Source organism: Cupriavidus sp. SHE, assembly GCF_000812445.1.
Taxonomy (GTDB): Bacteria; Pseudomonadota; Gammaproteobacteria; order Burkholderiales; family Burkholderiaceae; genus Cupriavidus; species Cupriavidus metallidurans.
This window is the reverse complement of record NZ_JWMB01000018.1, coordinates 158,470-182,693: the sequence shown is the minus strand read 5'-3', so window position 1 is coordinate 182,693 and position 24,224 is coordinate 158,470. Positions and strand designations below refer to the sequence as shown.

At 63.4% G+C, this 24,224-nt stretch carries 21 protein-coding genes; 9 read left to right on the top strand and 12 right to left on the bottom strand.

Annotation, left to right across the window (positions count from 1 at the left end; genetic code table 11):
• Nucleotides 1-237: 237 nt before the first annotated feature.
• Nucleotides 238-2,223, top strand: coding sequence for an AAA family ATPase (locus RN01_RS09210; RefSeq protein ID WP_024569462.1), 1,986 nt, complete (start codon nt 238-240; stop codon nt 2,221-2,223).
• 412 nt (nt 2,224-2,635) lie between these two features.
• Entirely contained in the window at nt 2,636-3,271 is a 636-nt protein-coding gene (locus tag RN01_RS09205; RefSeq protein WP_017512237.1) for a recombinase family protein, read from the top strand.
• A gap of 1 nt (nt 3,272) precedes the next feature.
• Here RN01_RS09205 and RN01_RS09200 read toward each other — a convergent pair whose 3' ends face one another.
• Nucleotides 3,273-4,241: a hypothetical protein gene (locus tag RN01_RS09200; RefSeq protein ID WP_128646553.1), complete on the bottom strand. Its 969-nt coding sequence runs from the start codon at nt 4,239-4,241 to the stop codon at nt 3,273-3,275.
• 331 nt (nt 4,242-4,572) lie between these two features.
• On the opposite strand from RN01_RS09200, the gene RN01_RS09195 reads away from it, so the two are divergent.
• Nucleotides 4,573-5,523 (top strand): restriction endonuclease, encoded by a 951-nt coding sequence (locus RN01_RS09195; RefSeq protein ID WP_024569460.1) that lies wholly within the window; start codon nt 4,573-4,575, stop codon nt 5,521-5,523.
• On the opposite strand, the gene RN01_RS09190 is transcribed toward RN01_RS09195, so the two are convergent.
• From RN01_RS09190 to moaC, 3 genes are all read right to left on the bottom strand, one after another.
• The gene (locus RN01_RS09190) at nt 5,501-6,154 is read right to left on the bottom strand and encodes a hypothetical protein (protein ID WP_017512234.1); all 654 of its coding nucleotides are present in this window, start codon (nt 6,152-6,154) and stop codon (nt 5,501-5,503) included. The two genes, RN01_RS09195 and RN01_RS09190, sit on opposite strands and share 23 nt — an antisense overlap.
• 79 nt (nt 6,155-6,233) lie before the next feature.
• Nucleotides 6,234-7,217, bottom strand: a complete 984-nt coding sequence (locus RN01_RS09185; protein WP_024569459.1) for a site-specific integrase — start codon at nt 7,215-7,217, stop codon at nt 6,234-6,236.
• 144 nt (nt 7,218-7,361) lie between these two features.
• Nucleotides 7,362-7,841: a cyclic pyranopterin monophosphate synthase MoaC gene (gene moaC, locus RN01_RS09180; protein WP_017512232.1), complete on the bottom strand. Its 480-nt coding sequence runs from the start codon at nt 7,839-7,841 to the stop codon at nt 7,362-7,364.
• A gap of 163 nt (nt 7,842-8,004) precedes the next feature.
• On the opposite strand from moaC, the gene RN01_RS09175 reads away from it, so the two are divergent.
• Nucleotides 8,005-9,696, top strand: coding sequence for a M48 family metalloprotease (locus tag RN01_RS09175; RefSeq protein WP_029699984.1), 1,692 nt, complete (start codon nt 8,005-8,007; stop codon nt 9,694-9,696).
• 54 nt (nt 9,697-9,750) lie between these two features.
• Here RN01_RS09175 and RN01_RS09170 read toward each other — a convergent pair whose 3' ends face one another.
• The 6 genes from RN01_RS09170 to RN01_RS09145 all read right to left on the bottom strand — a co-directional run bounded on the left by RN01_RS09170 (nt 9,751) and on the right by RN01_RS09145 (nt 14,205).
• Nucleotides 9,751-10,323: a DUF2946 family protein gene (locus tag RN01_RS09170; RefSeq protein ID WP_011515359.1), complete on the bottom strand. Its 573-nt coding sequence runs from the start codon at nt 10,321-10,323 to the stop codon at nt 9,751-9,753.
• A 63-nt stretch (nt 10,324-10,386) separates the two neighbouring features.
• Nucleotides 10,387-11,424: a YheT family hydrolase gene (locus RN01_RS09165; protein ID WP_024569457.1), complete on the bottom strand. Its 1,038-nt coding sequence runs from the start codon at nt 11,422-11,424 to the stop codon at nt 10,387-10,389.
• 17 nt (nt 11,425-11,441) lie between these two features.
• Entirely contained in the window at nt 11,442-11,882 is a 441-nt protein-coding gene (locus RN01_RS09160; protein ID WP_011515361.1) for a nuclear transport factor 2 family protein, read from the bottom strand.
• Nucleotides 11,883-11,892: 10 nt separating this feature from the next.
• Nucleotides 11,893-12,915, bottom strand: a complete 1,023-nt coding sequence (gene waaF / locus RN01_RS09155) for a lipopolysaccharide heptosyltransferase II (protein WP_017514456.1) — start codon at nt 12,913-12,915, stop codon at nt 11,893-11,895.
• Between the two features lie 115 nt (nt 12,916-13,030).
• Nucleotides 13,031-13,225 carry a zinc-finger domain-containing protein gene (locus tag RN01_RS09150; RefSeq protein WP_008652632.1) on the bottom strand — a complete coding sequence of 65 codons (195 nt, stop codon included), beginning with the start codon at nt 13,223-13,225 and terminating at the stop codon, nt 13,031-13,033.
• 59 nt (nt 13,226-13,284) lie between these two features.
• Nucleotides 13,285-14,205 carry a branched-chain amino acid transaminase gene (locus RN01_RS09145; RefSeq protein ID WP_008652626.1) on the bottom strand — a complete coding sequence of 307 codons (921 nt, stop codon included), beginning with the start codon at nt 14,203-14,205 and terminating at the stop codon, nt 13,285-13,287.
• Between the two features lie 136 nt (nt 14,206-14,341).
• Between RN01_RS09145 and RN01_RS09140 the strand changes: the two genes are divergently transcribed.
• The 5 genes from RN01_RS09140 (at nt 14,342) to RN01_RS09120 (ending at nt 21,693) form a co-directional block, all read left to right on the top strand.
• A complete protein-coding gene (locus RN01_RS09140) occupies nt 14,342-17,281 on the top strand; it encodes a DEAD/DEAH box helicase (RefSeq protein ID WP_024569456.1) in 2,940 nt (979 codons plus the stop codon).
• Nucleotides 17,282-17,505: 224 nt separating this feature from the next.
• Nucleotides 17,506-19,023, top strand: a complete 1,518-nt coding sequence (locus tag RN01_RS09135; protein ID WP_024569455.1) for an amidase — start codon at nt 17,506-17,508, stop codon at nt 19,021-19,023.
• 36 nt (nt 19,024-19,059) lie between these two features.
• On the top strand, nt 19,060-20,385 hold the full coding sequence (locus RN01_RS09130; protein ID WP_017515450.1) for an MFS transporter: 1,326 nt from the start codon (nt 19,060-19,062) through the stop codon (nt 20,383-20,385).
• A 187-nt stretch (nt 20,386-20,572) separates the two neighbouring features.
• Complete coding sequence (locus tag RN01_RS09125) at nt 20,573-21,373, top strand: AzlC family ABC transporter permease (RefSeq protein ID WP_039016666.1); 801 nt, start codon at nt 20,573-20,575, stop codon at nt 21,371-21,373.
• On the top strand, nt 21,370-21,693 hold the full coding sequence (locus RN01_RS09120; protein WP_008652154.1) for an AzlD domain-containing protein: 324 nt from the start codon (nt 21,370-21,372) through the stop codon (nt 21,691-21,693). Before RN01_RS09125 ends, RN01_RS09120 begins: the two co-directional genes overlap by 4 nt.
• 51 nt (nt 21,694-21,744) lie before the next feature.
• Here RN01_RS09120 and RN01_RS09115 read toward each other — a convergent pair whose 3' ends face one another.
• Both RN01_RS09115 and RN01_RS09110 read right to left on the bottom strand, forming a co-directional pair.
• Nucleotides 21,745-22,863, bottom strand: a complete 1,119-nt coding sequence (locus RN01_RS09115; protein ID WP_223277306.1) for a helix-turn-helix transcriptional regulator — start codon at nt 22,861-22,863, stop codon at nt 21,745-21,747.
• A 22-nt stretch (nt 22,864-22,885) separates the two neighbouring features.
• Complete coding sequence (locus RN01_RS09110) at nt 22,886-23,923, bottom strand: helix-turn-helix transcriptional regulator (RefSeq protein ID WP_029699978.1); 1,038 nt, start codon at nt 23,921-23,923, stop codon at nt 22,886-22,888.
• Nucleotides 23,924-24,224: the final 301 nt, after the last annotated feature.

Below are 24,224 nucleotides of genomic sequence, written 5' to 3'. Positions count from 1 at the left end.
AATTCTCGGTGTTCGCACGCAATCCGCGCAGCCTATGCGCCTTGCGGGTGAGCGTTCGTCTATTCGGGCGTGCTGACGTATTTGCGCGGTAGTTCCGCGAACTTTTTAAATGTCTTATCAAACTCAAAAGCAATCGAATGTAATCCTCTCTCAGCCCCTTCAAGACACCTTCAGCCACGGTGGCATGCCGCTTCCGTTGCGTGCGCTTGTATCGGGCAAACTGGTCGGCGAGGTGCAATGATGTCGGCTGTCCTCGCACCCCAAAAGCCTGAAGTCCTGCCGGTCAATTTCGACGGCATTCCCGCTAGTCTCAGGAATCATCCGCATTGGGTTCTGTGGCGCTACGAGCTAACAGAGAAAGACAAGTGGACGAAGCCGCCGTACCAATGCAACGGTCACTACGCCAGCCCCAATAATTCGGCAACGTGGGCGACATTCGATCAGGTACGTGCCGCCTATGAAGCGGGCGATTTCGATGGCATCGGTATCCATCTTCGCGATGATCTGGTAGGTGTTGACCTTGACCACGTTATCGACGCATCCGGCAAACTCACACCGCTGGCAGCTGAAATCGTTGCGCGGTTCGATGGGGCATACATGGAAAAGTCGCCGAGTGGTGACGGCCTCCACATTCTTACCTGTGGCACGTTTGGCCGCTTCGGCAAGGGCACGCTGCACAAGAACATTGAATGCTACGGCGAGGGCAGCCCCCGCTATTTGACGGTCACGGGTCATGAGCTGGGCCACACGGCTGAGATTACCGATCAGGCAGAAGCCCTTGATTGGCTATACCAAACGCATTTCCGCAAATCGACGGCGGCGGATGCGAACTTGCCGACCGTTACCGATGATCGCGTTACCGGCATCTTGGACGAGGCGGCCATTCTGACAAATGCAATGCAAGTTGGCGGCGAACGGTTCCGCAAGCTGTTTGATGGTGATTTTTCCGACTACCCGAGTCAGTCTGAAGCCGACCTTGCGTTGGCAAACATGCTGGCCCGTGCGACGCAGGACGCGGCAACTTTGGACCGGCTGTTCCGGGTATCGGAGCTATACCGGCCCGAGAAGTGGGACAAGCCGCATTCTGCTGAGGGCCAGACCTACGGCCAAATGACCATCGCCAAGGCGCTGACCGGCGACAACGCGACGAAGCGGATTGAAGCACCTGCCTCCCGCTCACGTGAGTTCGTCCGCGCCGCCGATGCGATGGCCGTAACGCACACTGTTGATTGGCTGATCGACGGCGTCATGGAAAAAGGCACGTCCTGCATGCTGTTCGGAGCATCGGGCAGCGGCAAAAGTTTCGTTGCAATCGACTGGTCGTGTTGTATTGCGACCGGCACGGACTGGCACGGTCACGATGTCGAACCCGGTGCGGTCTTCTATATCGTCGGTGAAGGTCAGAAGGGCTTTGGACGGCGGCTGGCCGCATGGCAGCAAAAGAACGACGTGTCGTTGCAGGCGGCACCGCTGTACCTGTGGCAGTCTCCGGTCCCGCTGTCTAATCCTGACAACGTGAAGGAACTAGCAAAGCAAATCGCGAAGGTTGCATCCGACAACGAACCGCCGCGCATGATCGTCATCGACACGCTGGCGCGGAACATCGGTAACGCAGACGAGAACAGCAACCGGGACATGGGGCTTCTCATGAACCTGTTGGATGATCACCTGCGTCTTCCTTTCAATGCGTCGGTCGTCATTGTTCATCACTCGGGGAACGGCGATAGAGATCGTCTGCGTGGTGCATCCGGTCTGACCGGTGCAGTCGATTATGAATATCGCGTGGACAAGAAGGGTGACGCACGGTCCTTGGTTTGCAAGAAGAACAAGGAAGACGAAGAGGGTGAGGATCGCCACTTCCTGATCGAACGCGTGCCTCTTGAAGGGAATATGTCTTCTGCCGCCCTTGTCATGCTCGATATGCCGAAGACCGGTACGCGTGTGAATCTGCGACCTGCATCAAAGACGTGCCTTTCGGTACTGAAAAAGATGACCGATCCCTGTGGCGTCGTTCCCAATGACGAATTGAAGCAAGCCCTTGGTTTGGGTGCACCGGAACTCGTCGTTCCCAAAGAGAAGTGGAAGGACGAATCCATCATCGCTGGTATCACGACGGGTACGACCGACGATGCCAAGCGCAAAGCGTTTGAACGTGCCCTTGACCAATTGGTGAACGAAGCCAACCTCGTCGGGACCTACGGTGGTTACGTCTGGCCGAAGTGACATCTGCGGACAGCCGGACAGGTCGATAAAACAAGTTGTCCACAGACATCATCTGCGACCTAATTTGGACGGACAAGGACACACCCCTATAAGGGGTGCCCTGTCGTCCATAGGTGACGAAATGAAGGAAAAATGAAGAATTCTTTTTCTTTTTTCCTGTGGCTAACAAAAGAAGGGCCGCCCGTCCTGTCCGTCGCCTCGGTTCCCTCCGATCTTCCCTTTCGCCGGATGACTTCATACACATGTTGTTCGCGAAGCGCACGACCGCAGGTCGTTGAGACATGTGACCAACTGGTCTCAAATGGGTATGCCTTTGGCGAACCAGTCTGGAATTGGTTCGATATGTGGATTGACATAACCCTAATCGAACCGGTAATATTCGAACTATCCTAAACGAACCGTTGGGGTGGTTATGTACGTCAGAGCGTACCTTCGTGCATCAACCAAGGAACAGGATGCTGGTCGTGCCAAGTCGGACCTGATCGCGTTCGCAAAGGAACGGGGGCTACAGATCGTGTCCTTTTATATCGAGAACGAATCGGGGGCTTCGCTTCAACGACCTGAGTTGTTCCGTCTGCTGTCCGACTGCCACGAAGGGGACATCCTGCTGTGCGAACAGGTGGACCGGCTGTCACGGCTGAACAACGAGGACTGGCAACGGCTGAAGGCAGAACTGCAATCGCGTCGTGTTCGGGTCGTCGCACTGGACCTGCCGACATCTTGGATGATGACGACCAACGCCGATGACATCACAGGTCGGATGATGGATGCGATGAACGCGATGATGCTGGATGTTCTCGCCGCAATCGCTCGCAAGGACTATGACGACCGCAGGCGGCGACAGGCGCAAGGCATCGCCAAGCTGAAGTCGGAAGGTGGGTACAAGGGCCGCAAGCCGGATGACCAGCGGAACGCAGCGATCATGAACATGCTGCGCCGTGGCGACAGTTGGAACACGATCATCGCGGCCACCGGCTGTTCCCGGTCCACGCTGTCGAGGCTTGCCCGGCAGGCCAAGGAAGAGACCGCCGTCGAGATGGCCTCATAGGTTAGGGGTTGTCGAGTCTGGTGCGGTCCAGCACGTCAATCTTCATTTGGTCTTCCGACCACCGTTTATCGAGCGAGATAGCTATTCCGTCGGGGAACACACGGACCGAATGTTCTATATTTCCATCGGCCAACGATTCCCGGCGAGTAGTGATTTGGCCCGATGAGATTTGGGATGCCGTTTTGCGCGATAGGCCAATCGAGAGGCCGGTTTCGTCGAATGTTCGAAAAGCAAACTGTTCGCCTGCGATAGTCCGTACATCGTTGCTGGCGCGCGTTACTGTGTCAACAAAGGAATAGTAACGGCGAAAGGCAAGTTCCACATCCCCATCAAAATCAACAGCGTTATCGTCGTACTCATCGGGATCGTCAATAGCAAATTCTAACGCCGGAGAGAAGTAGGATTGCACCGCAACGCGAACAAACGGGAAGTTGCCGTTAATCATGCGAAGCTGCCGAGTCTGTTGTTTCGCTTTGCTGGCTGCCTCCGAATCGAATTTGTTTGTCCGCCCCTTTGCTTCGACTACCGCCCACTGATGGTTTCCATTCAGGCCGATTAGGTCCGGTGACGACTTGCCGATGAGTGATGGTGTACCCCCGAGCGGTTGAAGCATTGACAAGTGAAAAAGCCACGGAACGCCGAGGACCTTATCTGCCATGATTTTGGCGGCCATCATTCCGAGGAAGTACGAAGTTGCCGCTTTTTCCGTCGGATCAAGCGCATGATAATAGCTCGACTTGTGATAGCTATTTGCCCCTTGCCATAAGTTCGCGTAGACCATGTGCATTCGCACCATGATGTCACTGACGGAATGCCACGAGTGATTGAATAGGTAAGGCAGTCCTGGCTTGCCGACGGTGACGGCGGCCCATACCAGTTCTTCCCACGATACGTTGAGAGAGTGAAAGCCGTTGAAGCCGGTTCCCCATGAAGGGCCGAAATTTGACCGTATGCAAGAAATGATAGCCATCGTTGAAGCGCAAGACTCGTAGTTGTGTTTACACAGTGTGTGGAAACGAAGTGGCCGTCTAGAGGGCGGCGCTTTGCAAGTTTCGTTATTTAGACGGTCAATTTATAAATTGGCATCAGCGGTCTTGGGCCATTTTGTGGGAACGCGACACAATCACGGTCGTAGGGCGATAACTAAGCGATCTTCTCTACCAGTTGTGGCAACGGCTGAGGAATCGCCAAGAGGTGGGGTGTTGGTGTGGCGCAACGTGTTGGATTTCAGTACTTCTGCTAGATTCGTCCCGGCAGCCCTGCTGCGCAAATGAATTGAACAAGAAGAACGGGGTGAGCAGATGGGTCGCAGAAGAAGAAAGCCGTCCCTCAGCGACGTACTGATGGATGCGCCGTGGTGGGCTTCGGTTGTGTTGGCGTTGGGCAGCTACATCGTTTTTCACGCCGTTGTTCCGGCAGCCTTTGCCCGCAGTCCATTCCTGATCGGCCTTGCCATGACAAGTCGGTCCCTCGCTTGGGTTCCGGCAACGATGTTCGGTTCCCTCGGGTTGCTGGCCTACCTTCGCGCCCGGAAGCGGCAAGCGGAGGGCAATTCGGGTTCTGGCGGGGCACGGCCCATGCGCAAAGAGCGCAGTCTCCGTGTTGTCCGCACCAGTGCGCCGGTCACGAAGGTCAATCCAGGGGCAACAGACCGAATTGACGAAGCCATCTCAGCGTCCGGTCAACAAACAGCGCACGCAAAGCCCACGGAATGGACCATCGACGCACTTGGGCAACTCGAATGGAAGCGGTTTGAGATGCTGTGCGTGTGGTACTACGAGGCGATGGGATTCACCGTCAAGACGGTGCCGCATGGGGCAGATGGCGGTATCGATGCCACGCTGTACAAGGATGGAATGGCTACACCCATCGCAGTCGTCCAGTGCAAGGCGTGGCGTTCGCCTGTCAAGGTGGAACCAGTCCGGGCGCTTGGTGGGAGCATGCATTCAACGAAAGTGAAGCGGGGCGTCTTCTGGTCGTTGGCAGGCTTTATCGGGCAGCCGGTGCAGACCTACGCCGCCGAAGCTGGTATCCAGTTGTTGGACGGCGCTGGCATTGTTGAACGCATCAGTGCCTTGGACGCCGACAAACAAGCAAGGCTGCTGGCGCGGGCGTTTGAAGGTGATTACCAGACCCCGACTTGTGCGGCCTGCGGTGTGAAATTGGTGGCGCGAGATGGAAAGGGCGGACCGTTCTGGGGCTGTCGAAATTACCCGAAGGGGTGCCGGGTCAGGCTTCCACGTGGGGCTTGATGATCGGTGTGCAGTCGGCAAAGTCCACGTGCAACTTGCGGACTGCGGGCATGTTCCTTTGCGGATCGCCAGTGAGAATGGCGGTCAATTGTGCCGCGATGCAGACAAGCGCATTGGAGTTCCGCATCGCGTCAATTGCAAGCTGGACAGGGAAGCCGGAGAGCGTCCTTGCCAGCGGGTGAAGCCCGCCGTGAGTGTAGCTGCTCAGTGCTTTCCACGACACATCCTTGAATTGCTTCAGTTGATCAATCAGATGCGCTGGGGCGTCACTGGCATCCAATTGCTTCAGCATTTCCGCCAACATCGGCCCTTCGTTCGCTCTGCGGGCACTCTCGACGGTCAGGGGTTCGCCAAGTTTGTCCACCCAATTGTCCGTGGCGGCATGAAGCAGCCAGATGCCACGAACAAGGGATTCGTACTGAGGGCGCAGCAGGGATAAGGCGGAAGTACCCAGACGGTTGCCAATCAGTATCAGGGCACCCCTTGCGTGGTCCAGTGACAGCAGTCCGGCTTGGAATGAGACGACGAAACGTTTCTCAGGGAAGGGAATGAGACCGTCCACATGCGCCGCTACTGCTTCATGTAGCTGCGCAGTCCGGTCGATTGCAATGAGTAGTTTTTCTTCGGTCATATCGGGCAGGCACTGCGGAACTGGTGGCGGGGCGAGACATCAGTGTACCGATGTCTCGCCGACATGGATGGCCGGACGGTTAGCCAATCTTCTTTGCCAAGTCCGCAGCAGATGGATGGTAGTACCGCTTCAGCATGGTCAGGCTGCGATGCCCGGATACTGCCGCCAGTTCGATTAGGTTTGGCAGCTTCGTTGCCAGCCGGGTGATGGCCGTGTGACGAAGGTCGTGCCAGTGCAGGTCAACCAGTCCGGCCCGTTTGCATGCCCGTTCGAACGCCTTATGGTGCGCTGGTGCATTGATCGGGAATACGCTTCCATCGATGCAACGCGGCAGGTCCCGTAACAGGTCCACCGCTTTCCGGGATAGGGGCACAGTTCTCGGGGTCCCATTCTTGGTCATCGGCAGGAACGCCGTCTGGCTTGCGAGGTCGATGTTCTGCCAGCGCAGTTGCAGAAGTTCACCCCGCCGCATTGCCGTTTCCAGACTCAGGATTGCCATTGGCCGTAGCCACGGATTCCGACGTCCAGTAGGTGCCAGCGCAGCAAGCAATCGGCATTCTTCCTCTGCCGACAGTACCCTGTCTCGCCCCTGTGGCGACGGTGGTTTGCGAACAGATGCGACCGGGTTTGTGATGTTGATACCCCATTCGCGCCGTGCGTGGTTGACGATGGCGGAAAGGTAAGCCAGTTCGCGAATCACGGTGCCGGGGGCCACCTGTTTCAGTCGTTCGTCCCGATACGCTGCGATTGCCATTGGGGTCAATGCAGCCATGCTCAATTTGGCAAGTCTGGTTCGGCACATCGCACGTAGCCTGATGGTGTCTTCAGTGCCACCGCGCATCGACGGGCAAACATCGACGATATACCGTTGGAGAACATCCCCAAGGGTGGTCGATTCGGCTTCGCTTCGGCTGATGTAATTTCCCCTGTCCATCTCCAATTCGATGGACCGCGCCCACCGTTCGGCATCTTGGCGAGTGGTGAAAGTCTTTACTTCAAGCGGGAAACCTTTGCGACGAACACGTACCTGCCATCGGTCGTCTCTGCGGGATATAGAAGCCATTTCCTGTCCTCAGTGGAGCAGGATTGGAGCAAGATCGAATTTTTGTGCCTCTCTGTCATCAACATCGACGCATCACAAGGGTCGCACGCGACACACTGTTCAGTACGGCCAAGCCATGCGTAAACGTCTGGGCGACCTTACGAGTCAGGGGTTTGCCACCCAATCCCCCGACTTGCCGCCATGCTTTTCCAGCAGCTTCACGTTGCCCATCACCATGCCCCGGTCCACCGCCTTGCACATGTCGTAGATGGTCAGCAGGGCCACCTGCACGCCGGTCAGTGCTTCCATTTCCACGCCGGTCTGGCCGTGGGTCTCGGTGCGGACGATGCAGGCGATTGTCGAGCTCGGTTCGTCGAGTGCGAAGTCGACCGCCACCTTGGTCAGGCCAATCGGATGGCAGAGCGGGATCAGGTCGGCGGTTCTCTTGGTGGCCATGATCGCCGCCACGCGGGCGATGCCGAGCACGTCGCCTTTTTTGGCGTTGCCGTCGCGCACCAGCGCGAAGGTCGCGGGCAGCATCGTGATCGTGCCGGTTGCCACGGCAACGCGATGGGTGTTGGCCTTGTTGCCGACGTCGACCATATGGGCTTGTCCGGCGTTGTCGAAATGTGTGAGCTGGCTCATGGCGAAACAGGAGGAAATGTGTGCTGGGGCTTGCCCGATGGGAACGTCATCCGCAGGCCGCTATCATAGCAACATGCCCAAGACCCTCCGGCCTTTCCGCCTGCCAGCCCGGCTGAGTGCTCACCCACTCGCAGCCGCAGCGCCAGCCTCGCGCGCATCACATATGACGCGTGCGCTGGCCACCGTGCTGGTGCTGACAATGGCGGCTCCGGCGTGGCCTCAGGGCGTGCAGGGAACGAGCGCAAAGCCGGCGGGCACGACGAGTATTGCCCCAGCCGCGCCACCCCCTCCAAGCGACGCCAGCGATCAGGTCTACGACAACCTTAACCGGAGCGTGCGGGCCGGCCAGAAGTCCGAATTCGGGCTGCGCAGCGCCAACACGGTGGTGGAGAGTTCAGGCAATCAGTTGCCCGATCTTGGTGATCCGTCGACGGCCTCGCTGTCGCCGGACATGGAGAAGCGCCTCGGCGACCGGATCATGCGCGACATCCGCCGGGATCCCGACTATGTCTCCGACCCGCTTATGAACGACTACCTGAATGCGCTTGGTTACAGGCTCGTCCAGGCGGCCCGCCGGCAGAACATCTCGGGCTCTAACGGTTCGGGCACCTTTGCCACCGGTTTCGAGCTGTTTGGTGTGCGGGATCGCTCGATCAACGCCTTTGCCATGCCGGGCGGCTACATCGGCGTGCATACCGGGCTGCTGGTGCAGTCGGAGACCGAATCCGAACTGGCGTCGGTGCTGGGGCACGAAATCGGCCACGTGATGCAGCGGCACATTGCGCGCGGCATCACCAATCAGAACCAGTCGATGTGGATCGCGCTGGCCTCGATGGTGCTGGCCGGCCTGGCCGCCACCAAGAGCGGCGATGCCGCGGCGGCGCTGGCGATGGGCGGTCAGGGCGCGGCCGTCGCGAACCAGCTTTCGTTTTCGCGCGGCGCCGAGCGCGAGGCTGACCGCGTTGGCTTCCAGATCATGACGGCGGCGGGATTCGATCCCCAGGGGATGCCCGACTTCTTCCAGCGTCTGCAACGCGTGATGGGCATCTCGGACAATTCCGTGCCGGCCTATGTGCGTACCCACCCGCTGACGTCCGAGCGTATCGCCGACATGCAGGACCGCGTGAGTCACGTGCCACCACACAAGGTACCGAACACGCCCGAGTACGAGTTCGCGCGCGCGCGGGCACGCGTGATTCAGGAGCCCACACCGAACGATGTGCGCAACGTGCTGGCCGTCTTCCAGGCCCAGGTGAACAGCAACACGTCGGCGGTGCGACTGCCGGCGGTCTACTACGGCATCGCCTTCGCCAATCAGCGGCTGGGCCGTTTTGCCGATGCCGAGAAGGCGCTTGCGGAGGCGCGTCGCCTCTACGGCAATATCCCGGGTGCGACGTCGGGCAGTCCGATGCTGGATGTGATGGCGGTGGAACTGGCGCGTGCCGAGGGGAGGACGCAGGATGCGCTGACGCAGGCGATGGCCACGATGCGCGCGTTTCCGCTGTCTCACGCGGCGGCGCTGGCCTATGCCGACACGCTTGTCGCAGCGAACAAGCTAGACGACGCCGTAGCGTTCCTGCGGTCCCGCACGCGCGAGGAAACCAGCCGATCCGAATGGTGGGAACTGCTCGCGCGCGCCTACGCGGCGCAAGGCAAGCGCCTGCAGCAGCATCAGGCGATGGCCGAGAAGTATGCGATGGATGGCTCGTACCAGGCCGCCATCGAACAACTCCAGATCGCGCGCAAGGCCGGTGATGGCGACTTCTACACGCTGTCCGAAGTCGATGCGCGTCTGCATCAACTCCAGCTTCAGTTCAAGGAAGAGAAGCAGGACAACAAGGGGATGCCGAACTGATCGGCTTGAGTGATTGCCACAGGCCGGCCCAGGCGTGGGGAGAGGAGAAAAGCCTTACTCGGCTACCGGCGTTCGCACAAAGCCATAGCGCTTGGGTAACTCCGCTTCCGTCACCGGTTCGATGTCGATGTCGACGCCGTCGTGATGGAACACCCCCAACGTGGCGCCGCACGCTTCACCATGCCAGTCGCACGCCTCGCTGAATGCTTCGAGATCATGGTCGTGCAGCAGCGCGACTTGCACGGCATTGTCGACACCCTGCACCGTGCCGGCGAAGACCACGTTGCCTTGCTCATCCGTATAGCAGGCGGTCGGCGTGAACGGACGGTCCGACGTCGTGGTCAGCCGGCCGTTGTGCAGCCTCGCCACCCACGGCGTGTACATCAGTGAGACGAACACGCGCTGCGGACCATTCTGGAAGTACCACGCGCCGCGTTCGTCGTGCGTGTAGTTGCGCTCGATGAAACCGATCAGCGCCTCGTGCCGGATCGGATCGCCCGAGAGCCCATGCTGCTGCGCGAACTCGTTGCGCATCCGCCATTGTCCGCGCCGGTCCAGTGCCAGCCAGCCGTAGCAGTACGGCACATTGGGCCAGCGCGCCATGGCCTGCTTGACCACCTCATCCATGTTTGTCTCCTTCTTGTCTCTGCCAGCGTGGCGGTTCCGGCGTTGGGCCGGAGATACGCCGCCTCAGGTGGCTGGTGTTGCTTGGGTCGCGCGCACGCTGTCGAAATAATCAAGGATGCGTGTGGGCAGCCATTCGATATGGCCCGCGAAGGGTAGCAGCGGCAACTGGCCCAGCAGGCCCTCGCGTGGCGTCATGAAGCCGACGTGGCCGCCGTGCTCGGGCTGTTCCAGCAGCACGTCGGCGCTGACCTCGCGTGGGCCCGGCAGATGCCGGGCGGGCAGGAACGGATCGTTGCGGGCGTTGAGGACCAGCGTCGGGATGCGGATCTCGCCGAGGATCGGTTTGCTCGATGCGCGCGCCCAGTAATCGTCCGTGTCGCGAAAGCCGTGCAGAGGCGCGGTCACGACGTTGTCGAACGCATAGAGATCGCGGCTGCCGAGCATCGTTTCCCGATCGTACAGACCTGGAAACTGTTCCAGCTTCGCCAGCGACTTGCGCTTGAGCGTTTGCAGGAACATGCGCGTGTAGATCATGTTGAAGCCACTGGACAGCGCCGCGCCGCCGGCGGCCAGATCCAGCGGCGCCGAGACGGACGCGGCGGCGGAAAGGAAGTTCGCTCCGCGGCCTTCCTCGCCCAGATAGCGCAGCAGCGCATTGCCGCCCAGCGAGATGCCCACGGCGAGCATCTGTCGTCCCGGTTGCACCGTGTGGACCTGATTCCGCACGCGTTCCAGCACCCAGCGGATCTCGGCCGAGTCGCCCGAATGGTAGAAGCGCGGCGCGATGTTCAGTTCACCCGAGCAGCCCCGGAAGTGCGGGATCACGCCTTGCCAGCCGCGCTCGCGCAGCGCGGCCATCAGCGTTTGCGCATAGTGGCTGCGCGAATCGCCTTCGAGACCGTGGAACATCACCACCAGCGGTGCCCCCGGGGTGGTCGGGTGGGTGGTCCAGTCCAGGTCGATGAAGTCGCCGTCGGGGGTATCCCAGCGTTCGCGCCGGAACACGATGCGCCGGTGGCGCGTGAAGCGTGCCGGCAGGATCGTCTGCGCGTGGCCACCGCGCAGCCACCATGGCGTTTGAAAGGCTTCGCCGAACAGCATGGCGTCTTGCGCGGGGATCAGTGCAGTGCCTGCCCCGGAGCCGCCGCCACGGCCGCTACCTGCACGGCATTTGCCGGGCTGCAGTGGATGTGGGCAAGGCGCCAGCCCTCGTGGTTCTGCATCAGCACGTAGGTGGTGTGCACGTAGAGGTCGGCCTCCACGCGGTCAGTGCCGAATCGCAGCGCTTCCGTCACGTCGAAGATCGACACGGCCAGCGACGCATGGCTGCTGGTCTCGATCGCATCGATCAGCACGGGCTGCTCCTCGAGCAACAGCGCGAATGCCTGGCGCAGTTGGTCGTGGCCGATCAGGCGCTGGCCATCGGGCATCACGCACGTGACAGAGTCTTCATCCAGCCACAGCCGCAACGCACCATCGGCGTCGCGCAACTTCATGGCTTCACGGAAGGCATCGACGATGTCTTCGGCGGAATCGAACAGGCGGGCGAAACGAGGCATGTTGGATGAGTCAGGGGCGGTGCAGGAGCTTGCGCAGCTCGACGAATACCATTTCGGGCTCGATCTCCTTCAGGCAGCGCAGGTGGCCGAGCGGGCACTCGCGCTTGAAGCAGGGACTGCACTCGAGTTGAAGCCACATGATACTCGCTGCCTGTGACAGCGGGGGGGTGTGGCGCGGATCGCTGGAGCCGAAAACGGCTACCTGCGGCCGGTTCAGGGCGGCGGTGACGTGCATCAGGCCCGAGTCGTTGCAGACCGCGGCCTCTGAGAGCGCCAACAGGTCCACGGCATCGTCGAGCGATGTCTGACCGCACAGATTCCTGACGAACGGCGCGCCTTTGACGATCTCGTCGGCGATCTCGGCATCCTTGGCCGAGCCGAGCGCGATGATCTGCGCGTAAGGGAACGAGCGGCGCAGCATCTGCGCCAGCGCGGCGAAGTGCGCGGCCGGCCAGCGCTTGGCCGGGCCGAACTCCGCGCCCGGGCAGAACGAGATCAGACGCGTGCCCGGCGCGATGCCGAAGCGCTCGGCCGTGGCGGTCATGCGCCTGGGATCGCTCTTGAGCTTCGGGTCGGGAATCGACTCGGGCAGGCGGGCGCCGGGCTTCAGCGCCAGACGCGCGTAGTGCTCCACCATCGGCGGCCGCTTGTCACGCGGCGGATTGGCGTGGCGCACGTTGAGCATGCCGAAGCGTGCTTCGCCCCGATAGCCGATGCGCAGTGGAATGCCGGCCAGAAACGGAATCAGCGCGGACTTTAGCGAATTCGGCAGCACGTAGGCCATGTCGTAGCCTTCGTGCTTGAGCTGTTGCGCGAACAGCAGGCGCGCGCTCAATTGCAGCTTGCCGTGTGCCAGATCGGTCGGGAAGACCTTGCCGATCTCCGGCATGCGCGCCAGCACGGGCGCCACCCATTTGGGGGCGAGCGCGTCGATCACCAGTTGCGGGTGACGGGCCTTGAGCAACGCGAACAGCGGCTGCGCCATCAGCGCGTCGCCGATCCAGTTCGGGGCAATGACGAGGGCTTTTCTCATATTGTGGGTATTGCGTGGCCCTGTGATGCGGTGCCCGGGCATGTCAACGCCCCGGGGCGCTGGGCGGCCCGGGGCGTCAGTTCGAAACGACAGGAATTGGCGAGGGCCGGGCGGGTCAGTGATGACCCTTCAGCACGGTGCCCGGCTTGAGCTTGTACACGGTGCCGCAGTACGGGCACCTGACCTCGCCAGTGTCCGCCACGTCCAGGAAGACGCGGGGATGGTAGTTCCATGCCGGGGTGTTGGCCGTGGGGCAATGCAGCGGCATGTCTTCTGCGCCGATTTCTACGACGGATGCGGTTTGAGTCATAGTGTTGCTTTTCTGTCTTGCAGGGATGTCAATTGGAAATGCAGGGTTGGCGCGGTCGATCAGACCAGCGTCAGCCACTTCTTGTACTTTTCGTCGGTGCCACCCACGGCCGCGAAGAACGCGTCCTGGATGCGCTTGGTAACGGGGCCGCGGCGGCCTTCGCCGATGACGCGGTCGTCCAGCTCGCGGATCGGCGTCACTTCGGCGGCGGTGCCGGTGAAGAACGCTTCGTCAGCGCAGTACATCTCGTCACGCGTGATGCGCTTCTCGCGCACCTCGATGCCGAGGTCACGGGCGATTGTCAGCGTGGCGTCGCGCGTGATGCCGTCCAGGCACGAGGCCAGGTCCGGCGTGTAGATCACGCCGTTGCGCACGATGAACACATTCTCGCCAGAGCCTTCGCTCACGTAGCCTTCGGTATCCAGCAGCAGGGCTTCGTCGTAGCCCAGGCCGGTGGCTTCCTGGTTGGCCAGGATCGAGTTGATGTAGTAGCCCGATGCCTTGGCGCGTACCAGCGACACATTCACGTGATGGCGCGTGAACGACGAGGTCTTCACGCGGATGCCGCGCTCCATGCCTTCCTCGCCCAGATACGCGCCCCAGGGCCAGGCGGCGATGGCTACGTGGATCGTGTTGCCCTTGGCCGACACGCCGAGCTTTTCGGAGCCGATCCACACCAGCGGACGGATATAGCACGACTCAAGGTTGTTGGCGCGCACAACTTCGCGCTGGGCGGCTTCGAGCGTGGCCTCGTCGAACGGCATGGCCATCTGGAAGATCTTGGCAGAGTTGAACAGGCGGCGCGTGTGCTCCTTGAGGCGGAAAATCGCGGTGCCTTCCGGCGTTTTGTAGGCGCGTACGCCTTCAAATACGCCCATGCCGTAATGCAGCGTGTGCGTGAGTACGTGAATCTTTGCGTCACGCCACTCAATCAGCTTGCCATCCATCCAGATCTTGCCGTCGCGATCTGCCATCGACATGGTCGTCTCCCTCTGCAGCCCAGGTAAATGTCGCAAAGGCACCATTGTAAGCCGCGCGTCCTTGCGTGCCAACGAAGGGCGGCGGATAGAGCGTTCTACAATCGCACCTTCCGACATTCCACCGTTCCGCAGCCGCGTGTCCCAACCCGAACTCCCCGTCGAGCGTGCCGATCATGATGCCGATTCCGTCGCGGATGGCGGCTGGCAGGCCACGCTTGGCGCACTTGAAGCGTTGGCGGGGGGCGTGGATGAAGCCGCCGGCCCCCGTGACGGACGCCGCCTGCTCTGGGCGCTGACCCTCGATGCCGACGGTGTGGTCGGGACGATCGAGCCGCTGGAGCAGACTCACGGGGCGCGTGGCTGGAGCAAGCCCAGGCCGGTGCCGCTGGCCCGTGTGGCCGAGGACGACACCCTGCCACAGTGGGATGTCCGCGTCGCCCGTGCCATTCGACGGGACGCATCGCGCAACCGGCGTCACGTGCTGGACCGCGCCGCCGCCGTGGTGGCGCTGGTGGGGCATCCGGCCGTGGTGCTGTCCCATGCGCCGACGGTGCCAATGGAAGTGGTCGAGTCCGCGCCTTCGCTCGAGGCGGTGCGCGAGGGCGACCGCTACGTGCTGCGGATCGTGCCGCCGCTGCGCGAGGCGCTGGCCATGGAGGACTTCCTGCCCGCCGCCGCGCGTCAGGAGGCCGAATCGCTGCGCCAGATCACTGTGCTGCAGGATGGTCCGCGCCGGCTGCGCGTGGTCCGCTTCACGCCGGCGCAGCAGGGCGCGGCCAAGCTCATCGCAGGCGGGCTCTCCGTGCCGGCCGATGCCCAGGCGCGGCTCGACAGCACGTTGCGCGCGCTGGCGGGCCACTTCCAGATTCACGCCGACAGCTCGGGCGAGGCACGCGAGCGCGATCCGGAGTCGCGGCTGCGTGCCGAGGTGGCGCCGGTTGGGCGCGGCATCAGCCTGCGGCTGGTGGTGACGCCGCTTGGCGTGCTCGGGCCCAGGCTCGCGCCGGGCCACGGCCGCGCGCAACTGATGGCGACGATTGGCGGCGAGACGCACGTGACGTACCGCGATCTCGATGCCGAGCACGCGCACGTGGCCGAGGTATTCGAGGCGTTGCCGTTCCTCGTGCAGCAGGCCCCCGCAGGCGGCGAGCACACCTGGACGCTGGACGATCCCGAGGACGCGCTGACCGCCATCGAGGTGTTGCCAGGGCTGACCGGCGTGATCGATCTCGAATGGCCGCGTGGCCGTGAGTTGCGCGTCTTGCCGGCTGATATCGCGCAGCTTGCCGTCAGCGTGGAGACCGGCAGCGAATGGTTCAAGCTCGTGGGCGAACTGCGCGTGGCCGAGGGGCTGGTGATCTCGCTCGAAAAGCTGGTCGCGTGGGCGCACGGCCATGCGGGCCGCTTCATGCCGATGGCGCACGGCGTCTACGTGGCGCTGACCCGCCAGTTGCGCGACCGGCTGCGCGATCTGGCCGGCGTGGGCGATGGTGTCCGCGACGGCATCCGTGTGCCGCTGGTGGCCGCGCCCTGGCTCGACGACGTGCTGGCTGGCGCCGGTATCGACCCCGACGCGCACTTCCGCACCCGCGTGAAGCAACTGCGTGCCGCGCGCGGTCGCGATGCGCCGCTGCCGCCGACGCTGGTGGCGGAGTTGCGGCCGTATCAGCTCGAAGGCTTCCGCTGGATGATGTCGCTGGCAGAGGCCGGCTTTGGCGCATGCCTGGCCGATGACATGGGCCTGGGCAAGACGCTGCAGTCGCTGGCCGTGCTGCTGGCGCGGGCGGCGGGCGGCCCGGCCCTGGTTGTCGCGCCAACCTCGGTCTGCGGCAACTGGGCCGCAGAGGCGCGTCGCTTCGCCCCGGCGTTGCGGGTTCACGTCTATGCCGAGGGCGACCGCGAGGCGATCGTCGGGCAGGCCGCCGCGCACGATCTGGTGATCGTCTCGTACAACCTGCTGCAACAGGCCCGCAAGGCTTTCTGCGACCGTCACTGGCATACGGTCGTGGCTGACGAGGCGCAGTCGTTCAAGAATCCGTCCTCGCGCCGCGCACAGGCGATGTTCGCGCTGCCGGCCCAATGTCGCATCGCGCTTTCCGGTACACCGGTGGAAAACCGTCTTGCCGAACTCTGGGCCGTGATGCGCTTCTGCGTGCCGGGGTTGCTTGGCTCGCTGGCACGCTTCAACGAGCATTTCGCGAATCCGATCGAGCGCAGCGGCGCACGCGATCCGCGTCAGCGGCTACGGCGCATGATTGCCCCGTTCGTGTTGCGCCGGACCAAGGCGCAGGTCCTCGATGAATTGCCGCCGCGCACGGAGCTGGTGATTCGCGTCACGCCCGAGCCCACGGAAGCCGCCCACTACGAGGCGCTGCGCCGGCAGGCGCTTTCCGAGGCGGAACGGGCGCTGCTGCGTCCGCGCAAGGACAAGAAGGCGCCTGCGGCCATGACCGAGCCCGAGGCGCGCATCCATGTGCTTGCCCAGTTGATGCGGATGCGCCGTGCCGCGTGCGATCCACGACTGGTCACGCCCGATGTAGGGCAGCCCGGCGCCAAGGTGCGGGCATTCGCCGAACTGGCGGCCACGCTGGCCGCCAACGGGCATAAGACGCTGGTCTTCAGCCAGTTCGTCGATTTCCTGCAGATGCTGCGGCAGGCGCTCGTTGACGCGGGTCTGGCGTGGCAGTACCTCGACGGCGCGACACCGGCCGGCGAGCGCACGCGACGCGTGGCGGCATTCCAGGCGGGCGAGGGCGATGTGTTCCTGATCAGCCTGAAGGCAGGCGGGTTCGGCCTGAACCTGACCGCCGCCGACTACATCGTGATTGCCGATCCCTGGTGGAACCCGGCTGCCGAGGATCAGGCGATGGGCCGCGCGCACCGCATCGGCCAGCAGCGGCCGGTCACGGTCTACCGGCTGATCGCGGCCGGCACGATCGAGGAGCGCATCGTCGATCTCCACCAGGGCAAGCGGGCGCTGGCGGACGGCGTGCTCGACGCGATGGATGGCGAGGCGATCGGCCGCGATGTGCCGTTGCCCGATGTCGATGAACTGGTAGGGCTGCTGCGGCGATGAGCGATACGCCGCTCAGGCACCAAACGGTATACAAAACGGCTCCCATGCATGGTGCATCGCACCATCAATCCGTCACCTGATTTCCCCTCATTTCCCTTTTCCTGCCTTGTTGCGGTGCATCCACCCTGGCACAAATACTGCCTTGTGGTCTGTGGTGTTGTGAATATAGTATACCGATTGCTTCTCCAATCGCCCCCACAGACCGACCCACCGCCCCAAGCCTGATGGGCTCGGTCCAAGATGACAACGGAGCTACCGTGACCCTGCCAGACCTGTCTCCGGCTGACGCCGTTCAGCCCGAGGCGAGCTTTCATCCGGTTCACCAGGCGGCCGCGCAACTCGCGCGCGGCGAGACCACCGCGCAGGCGCTGGTCGATGCCTGCCACGCGGCCTGGGCCGCCCGCAATGGCGACATCAATGCAATGGTGCTGGCGGATTTCGAGGCCGCCCGTCACGCCGCCAGGCAGAGCGATGCGCGCCGTCGGGCCGGGCAGGCGCTCGGGCCGCTTGATGGCATTCCGTTCTCGATCAAGGAGTCCTTCGACGTGGCTGGCTGGCCGACTACCTGCGGCAGCCCCGCGCGGCGCGCGCATCAGGCCGGCAGCGATGCGGTGGTGGTCGAGCGGCTGCGTGCCCAGGGCGCCGTGTTGCTCGGCAAGACCAATGTGCCGCTCGGGCTGCGCGACTGGCAGAGCTACAACGCGATCTATGGCACCACGCGCAATCCGCACGACCTGTCGCGCACGCCGGGCGGGTCTTCCGGCGGCAGCGCGGCGGCGGTCTGCGCCGGCATGAGCTATTTCGACATTGGCTCGGATATCGGTTCGTCGCTGCGCAACCCGGCGCACTACTGCGGGGTGTTCTCGCACAAGAGCAGCCACGGCATCGTGCCGCTGCGTGGCCACGGCAACGCGGCGGCAGGGTTTGCCGGGCAGGACATCAACGTGGCCGGCCCCGTGGCCCGGAGCGCGTATGACCTCGAACTGATCCTGCGTGCCATCGCCGGCCCCGACGCGGCCGAATTTCCCGCCTGGAAACTCGATCTGCCGGCGTGCGATCACGCCCGGCTGGGCGATTTTCGCGTGGCCATGCTGCCCACGCATCCGTTGGCGGAGGTCGATGCCACGGTGAGCGGCGCGATCGAGGGCCTTGGTCACTGGCTGGCCGGGCAGGGCGTGCGCGTGGACTGGAACGTACGACCGGACTTCGATGCGGCAGCGCTTTGGCGCACCTATGTGCTGCTACTGCGTGCCACCACTTCGCTCTACATGGACGATGCGGCATTCGCCGACGCGCTCGCCAAGGCAGGCGATGCCGGCAACGACGAAGACTACGCCACGCTGCAGTTCTCTGGCGCCACGCTGAGTCATCGCGACTGGCTATTGCTGCAACACGCGCGCGCCCGGTTCGCGGACGCGTGGGAGCGATTCTTCGCCGACTACGACGTGCTGCTGTGCCCGGCGGCCTCGACCACGGCGTTCCCGCTCGACGAGGCCGGCGAACCGTGGCAGCGGACGATCGACGTGAACGGCACGGCATGGCCGCTGACGTCGCAGTTGTTCTGGGCCGGCCATTCGGGGCTATGTGGATTGCCGTCCACGGTGGCGCCGATCGGTCCGGCCAGCGATGGGTTGCCGGTAGGCGTGCAGATCGTGGCGCGCCGGTTTGGCGACCTGACATCGCTGCGGTTCGCGCAGCAGCTTGAGGCAGCCGGCCACGTGTTCCGCCAGCCGCGCGCCTGACACGCAAGTTCACAACGGTAAAAGGGGAGAAAGACCATGCTGGACTGGTTCAGAGAGTTGTCGCGCGCCGAGCGCAAGGGGTTCTACGGCGCCTTCCTGGGTCATGCGGTCGACGTGTTCGACTTCATGATCTATTCGTTCCTGATTTCCACGCTGCTGGCCCAGTGGGGCATGAGCAAGTCGATGGCGGGCGCTATCGTCACGTGGACGCTGGTGTCATCACTGATCGGCGCGATCGGCGCGGGACTGCTGGCGGACCGCTTCGGCCGCGTGCGCGTGCTTCGCTGGACGATTCTGGTGTTCGCGGTGTCGTGCTTCCTGTGCGGTATCTCCACCTCGCCCGAACAGCTCATGATGTTCCGCATGCTGCAGGGGCTGGGTTTCGGCGGCGAGTCGTCGCTGTGCATGGTGCTGGTGACCGAGCTGATCCGGAATCCCGCGCACCGCGGCAAGTACTCGGGCTTCACAGCCAGCAGCTATTCGTTCGGCTGGGGTGGCGCGGCCATTGCCTACGCGATCACGTTCAACCTGTTCGAGCCGGAAGTGGCGTGGCGCGTCTGTTTCTTCCTGGGCATCCTGCCGGCGCTGGTGGTGGTCTATCTGCGCCGTAACCTGCAGGAACCCGAGGTCTTTCTCAAGAGCCGCGCGGAACGCGGCAACGTATCTGCGGCGGCCGATCTCGCGCGCGTGTTCCGGGGCCCGCTGCTGCGCAAGACGGTGCTGTGCAGCCTGCTTTCGGGCGGGATGCTGGGCGCGTACTACGCCATCGCCACATGGCTGCCGACGTTCCTGAAGACCGAGCGCGGCCTGTCGGTGTTCGGCACGAGTTCCTACCTGGCGGTGACGATCCTTGGCTCGCTGGTGGGCTACGTGGCCGGCGCGTACGCAACGGACCGCTGGGGCCGACGCCTGACCTACATGGCTTTCGCGGCGGGCGCGTTCGTGATGGCGATGATCTACATGGTCATCCCGGTGTCGAACACGTCGATGCTGTTCCTCGGCTTCCCGCTCGGCGTGCTGATGCAGGGCGTGTTCTCGGGCATCGGCGCGACGATCTCCGAGTCGTATCCGAGCAGCATCCGCGCCACGGGCTATGGTGTGTCGTACAACCTCGGCCGCGTGATCGGCTCGTTCTTCCCGCTGGCGGTAGGCTGGCTCAACAGCGGCCGCACGACGCTGGCGCTGGCGATCGCGATGGTGGCGGGCGTTGGCTATGCGCTGGTGATGGTGTCCGCCGCGATGTTGCCGGAAACGTCCGGTATCGATCTGGGCCAGGCTGGTGGCGGCGATGACGGCGAGGCGAAACAGCAGGCCGCAGCCGAGCCCGTGACGGTGGCGCCGACCGCCGGACGCCCCGCCTGAAACCGGGATGTCGACGCCCGCGGATTGACCCCGAAACAACACTTTTAAGCCGCCACTTACCAGCGGCTGTCACACGCCTATAATGGCTCTTTCGCTGTCGGCCACGCACTGCGTGGCCGATGGTCCTTCAAGACGGCCAAGCCACGACAGACGGGCTGCCGTTGCGTCTCCTCTTCACATCCAAGTCATGACACCCCGACCATTGTCCCCGGTGTGGCAGCGCCTTTGGCATCGCTTCGCCGAGGTGGAGCGCGATGCCTTTCTCGAGGGCGCGCGCTTCTTCGCCCGTTTCCAGCCCGCGATTTTTTCCTGGGGGCTGGTCACAGGGGTGGCGATGAGCAAGTCGGCGCTGACCGTGCCGGAGGCGATCGGCATGTCGCTGCTGGTCTATGCGGGGTCCGCGCAACTGGCCGTACTGCCGCTGTTCGCCGCCGGCATGCCGATCTGGACCGTGCTGCTGACCAGCGCCGTGGTCAACCTGCGCTTCGTGATCTTCAGCGCGGCGCTACAGCCGCATTTCAGCTACCTGCCGCTATGGCGCCGGACCGTGCTTGGCTTCTTCAATGGCGATCTGCATTTTGTCTACTTCATGCAGCGCTACACCGAGCCGGGCTACGCGCCGGGCAAGGAAGGGTATTTCTGGGGCATGGCGCTCTTCAACTGCGTCACGTGGCAGGTATCGTCGATCATCGGCATCCTGCTGGCGAGCCTGTTCCCCGATAGCTGGGGGCTGGCGCTGGCCGGCATGATGGCGCTGATCCCGGTGATGGTTTCCACGATCAATTCGCGCTCGACGTTGCTGGCCGTGGCGGTGTCCTCGGTCCTGGCGCTGCTGTGTTTCGCCCTGCCGTACCGGCTGGGGCTGGTGGTGGCGGTCATCGGGGCAATCGCGGCGGGCATGGCCAGCGATGAGATGGCCGCTCGCGCCACGCTGCGTGGCATTCGCGCGCGCAAGTCCGCGCAACCCCAGGCCGGAGACCAGACATGAGCCACCTCGAAATCTGGATCTCGATCATCGGCATGACGCTGGTCACGATAGTGACGCGCGCGCTGTTCCTGATGGCAGGCGAGCACGTGACCGTTCCCGATCGTATCCAGCGCGCGCTGCGCTACGCGCCAGCCGCCGCGCTGGCAGCGATCATCCTGCCCGAGTTCCTGAGCTTCGAAGGGCATTTCTCGTTCTCGCCGACCAACGACAAGCTGATGGCCGGCATTGCGGCCACCGCCTGCTATCTGCTCACGAAGCGCATGGTCGGCATGATCGTCGTCGGCATGGGGGTCTACACCGCGCTGCGCCTGCTCGGCTGAGCAGGCCGGCAGCGCCGGCCCCCAACCTGCCACCGGGCTGCCACCGGGCTGCTACCTGACTGGTTCGGCCAGCACGCTGCCCAGTCGCGTGAGCAGGTGAGCAAGCTGCGCCTGCGTGCTCGTGTTGGTCTTGGTGAAGATCGACTTGAGCTGGGACCGGCCCGTCTCGCGCTTGATGCTGAGCTGGATGCTCGCCTCCGGCAGGCCGATGCCTGTGGTCAGCAGCGCGGCGAGCCGCGTTTCCGCTGGCGTCAGGCCGTAGAGATCGCGCAGCACGGTGGGCACCGCCCGCGGCGTGCCGTGGCTTTCGTGAATCGCCACCAGCAGGGGCTGCCCGAGACATGCCGAGGACAACGGCGTGCCCGGCGTCAGTCGCATCGCAACGATCTGGGCCTCGTGGCCGTCCGTGCTCACGGCGTGAATGGCGCCAGCCTCCAGCGGCGCGCCCGCATCGGTGAGCCCGCGCATGACTTCGTGGAACGGCTTCGAGAGCCGCCAGCCTTGTCCAGCCGGTGCCAGCGTGCCGTCGGCGGCGCCGTCCGCGCGTATCGGCATCAGCCGGCCTATCCACGGCTCGCCTGCCGCATTGGCCAGCAGTGGCTCGCCAGCAGCCGTGAAGACGATCACGCCGAATGGCAACTGGTTCAGCAGATTGGCTGACACGCGGCCATGCGTGCTGGCGGCCTGGGCGCGGTCGCGCATGGCCACTGCTTCGCGCAGGTGCGGAATGATCCAGTCCAGGGCGCGGGCATCGGCTTCCAGAAAACCATCGGCGCCGGCCGGACGCTGCAGCGACAGGTAGATCTCGTGGCCGGGCTGCCGGTCGATCAGGCAGGTCATCATGGAAGCGGGTGCGACGCCGGCGATGTCCTCCTGCGGAAAGGCGCCGAGGGTTGCAGCGAATCCCGTGTCGCGTCGATGAATGAACCAACCGCCCACGTTCAGCCGTTCGTTGAAGGAAAGCGTTTGCGGCGAATCGTGGGGCGTTGCCTGCGAGGCAAGGGCAGCAAGCGCGGCCGTCTGCCGCACGCGCACACTGCCGCTCGCGGGGTCGAAAACCAGGAGCGAGGCGCGCTCGCTCTGGCTGAGGTCGCATAGCGCGGACAGACTGCGCTGCCAGGCCTGCGGTTCCAGAACGCCTTGATAGAGACCCCGAATGGTCTCGTGCATGTCCTCTGTCACCATCACTCGATCAACCTCCGTCGAGCGTGGCGGCGAGTCGCGTCAGCAAGTGCGTCAGCTGTGCCTGGCTGGTGCAGCCGGTCTTGAGGAAGATCGCCTTGAGCTGGGTGCGCGCGGTCTCGTGCCGGATGCGCATCTGCCGGCTGGCTTCGGGCAACCCTTCGCCCGTGGCCAGCCGCGCGACCAACCGGGTCTCGGCGGGTGTCAGGCCGTACAGGTTGCGCATGACCGAGTCGAGCAGCACCGATGGGGCGCCCGCCTCATGCACGACGACCAGCGCTGCGGGGGTCTGCCATGTCGAGGCAAAGGCGTGGCTGGCTGGCAGGGGCAGCACCAGCACTTCGGCCTGGCTGCCATTCGGACCGGTGGCACGGGCCGCCATGGCGGCCTGCGGTTTTGCGGGATCGCAGGCGCCGTGCAGCATCTCCATGAAGCTGCGCGAAAGCTGCCACTCGGTGGTCTTGCCCAACGGGTCGAGCCGGCGTGCCCAGCGTTCACCAGCCGTATTGGCCAGCAGCAGCCGCCGGTCGGGCGAATAGATGGCCACGGCGAATGCCAGTCGTTCGATCAGCCGCGTCGCCAGCGTGGTCATCGTCGACAGCGCCAGCGTGCGGTCGCGGATCGCGATCGCGCTGCGCATGTGCGGTACCACCCAGTCAAGCCGCTGCGCGTCATCGCCGCTGAAGTTGCCCTGCGCCAGCGAGCGCTGCATCGAGAAGTAAACCTCGTAGTGCGGCTGGCGCTCTACCAGGCAGGCCATGTACGAACCCAATTCGAACTTGTGGAAGAACTCGCCATAGAACGGATGACGCGCCTTGGCCGGGTCCATGGCCTGGAAATCGTTTTCATAGGCGAGAAACAATTCCTCGACCGGGTTGACCACCTCGTTGACGGTCACCTGGTCGCGGACCGTGTCCCATACCATCATGGAGGCGTGCGTCGTGCCGGCGATTGCCGTTAACGCACGCAGACTTTGCTGCCAGGCTGCCGGGTCCAGGATGCCCTCGTAAAGCCCCCGGATCGCGCCATGCATGGTCGCTTGATCCATTTCAGACTACCCCCTTGCATTCGCCACGCTTATTCTTGGCCTCTTGGTAACCGGGGGTGTCCCGGGTCCGCGGGTCATATTTCTTATGGTCCGGTTGCGCCGGACCTGCAGTGATGTACTAAAACCACCAGAATTGCCGTGAGTGTCTGGCCATGCATACGTTTAGTACATTAACGCGTACATTACTCCAACCCGGTTGTTGAGCGTGCAATCGGGTGCCCCCCCTTCGGTAGGGGATGTTCCCGACTGGGCATGGCATGTGACGGATATGCCGCGAAACGGGCAGATCGCGTCGTACGGT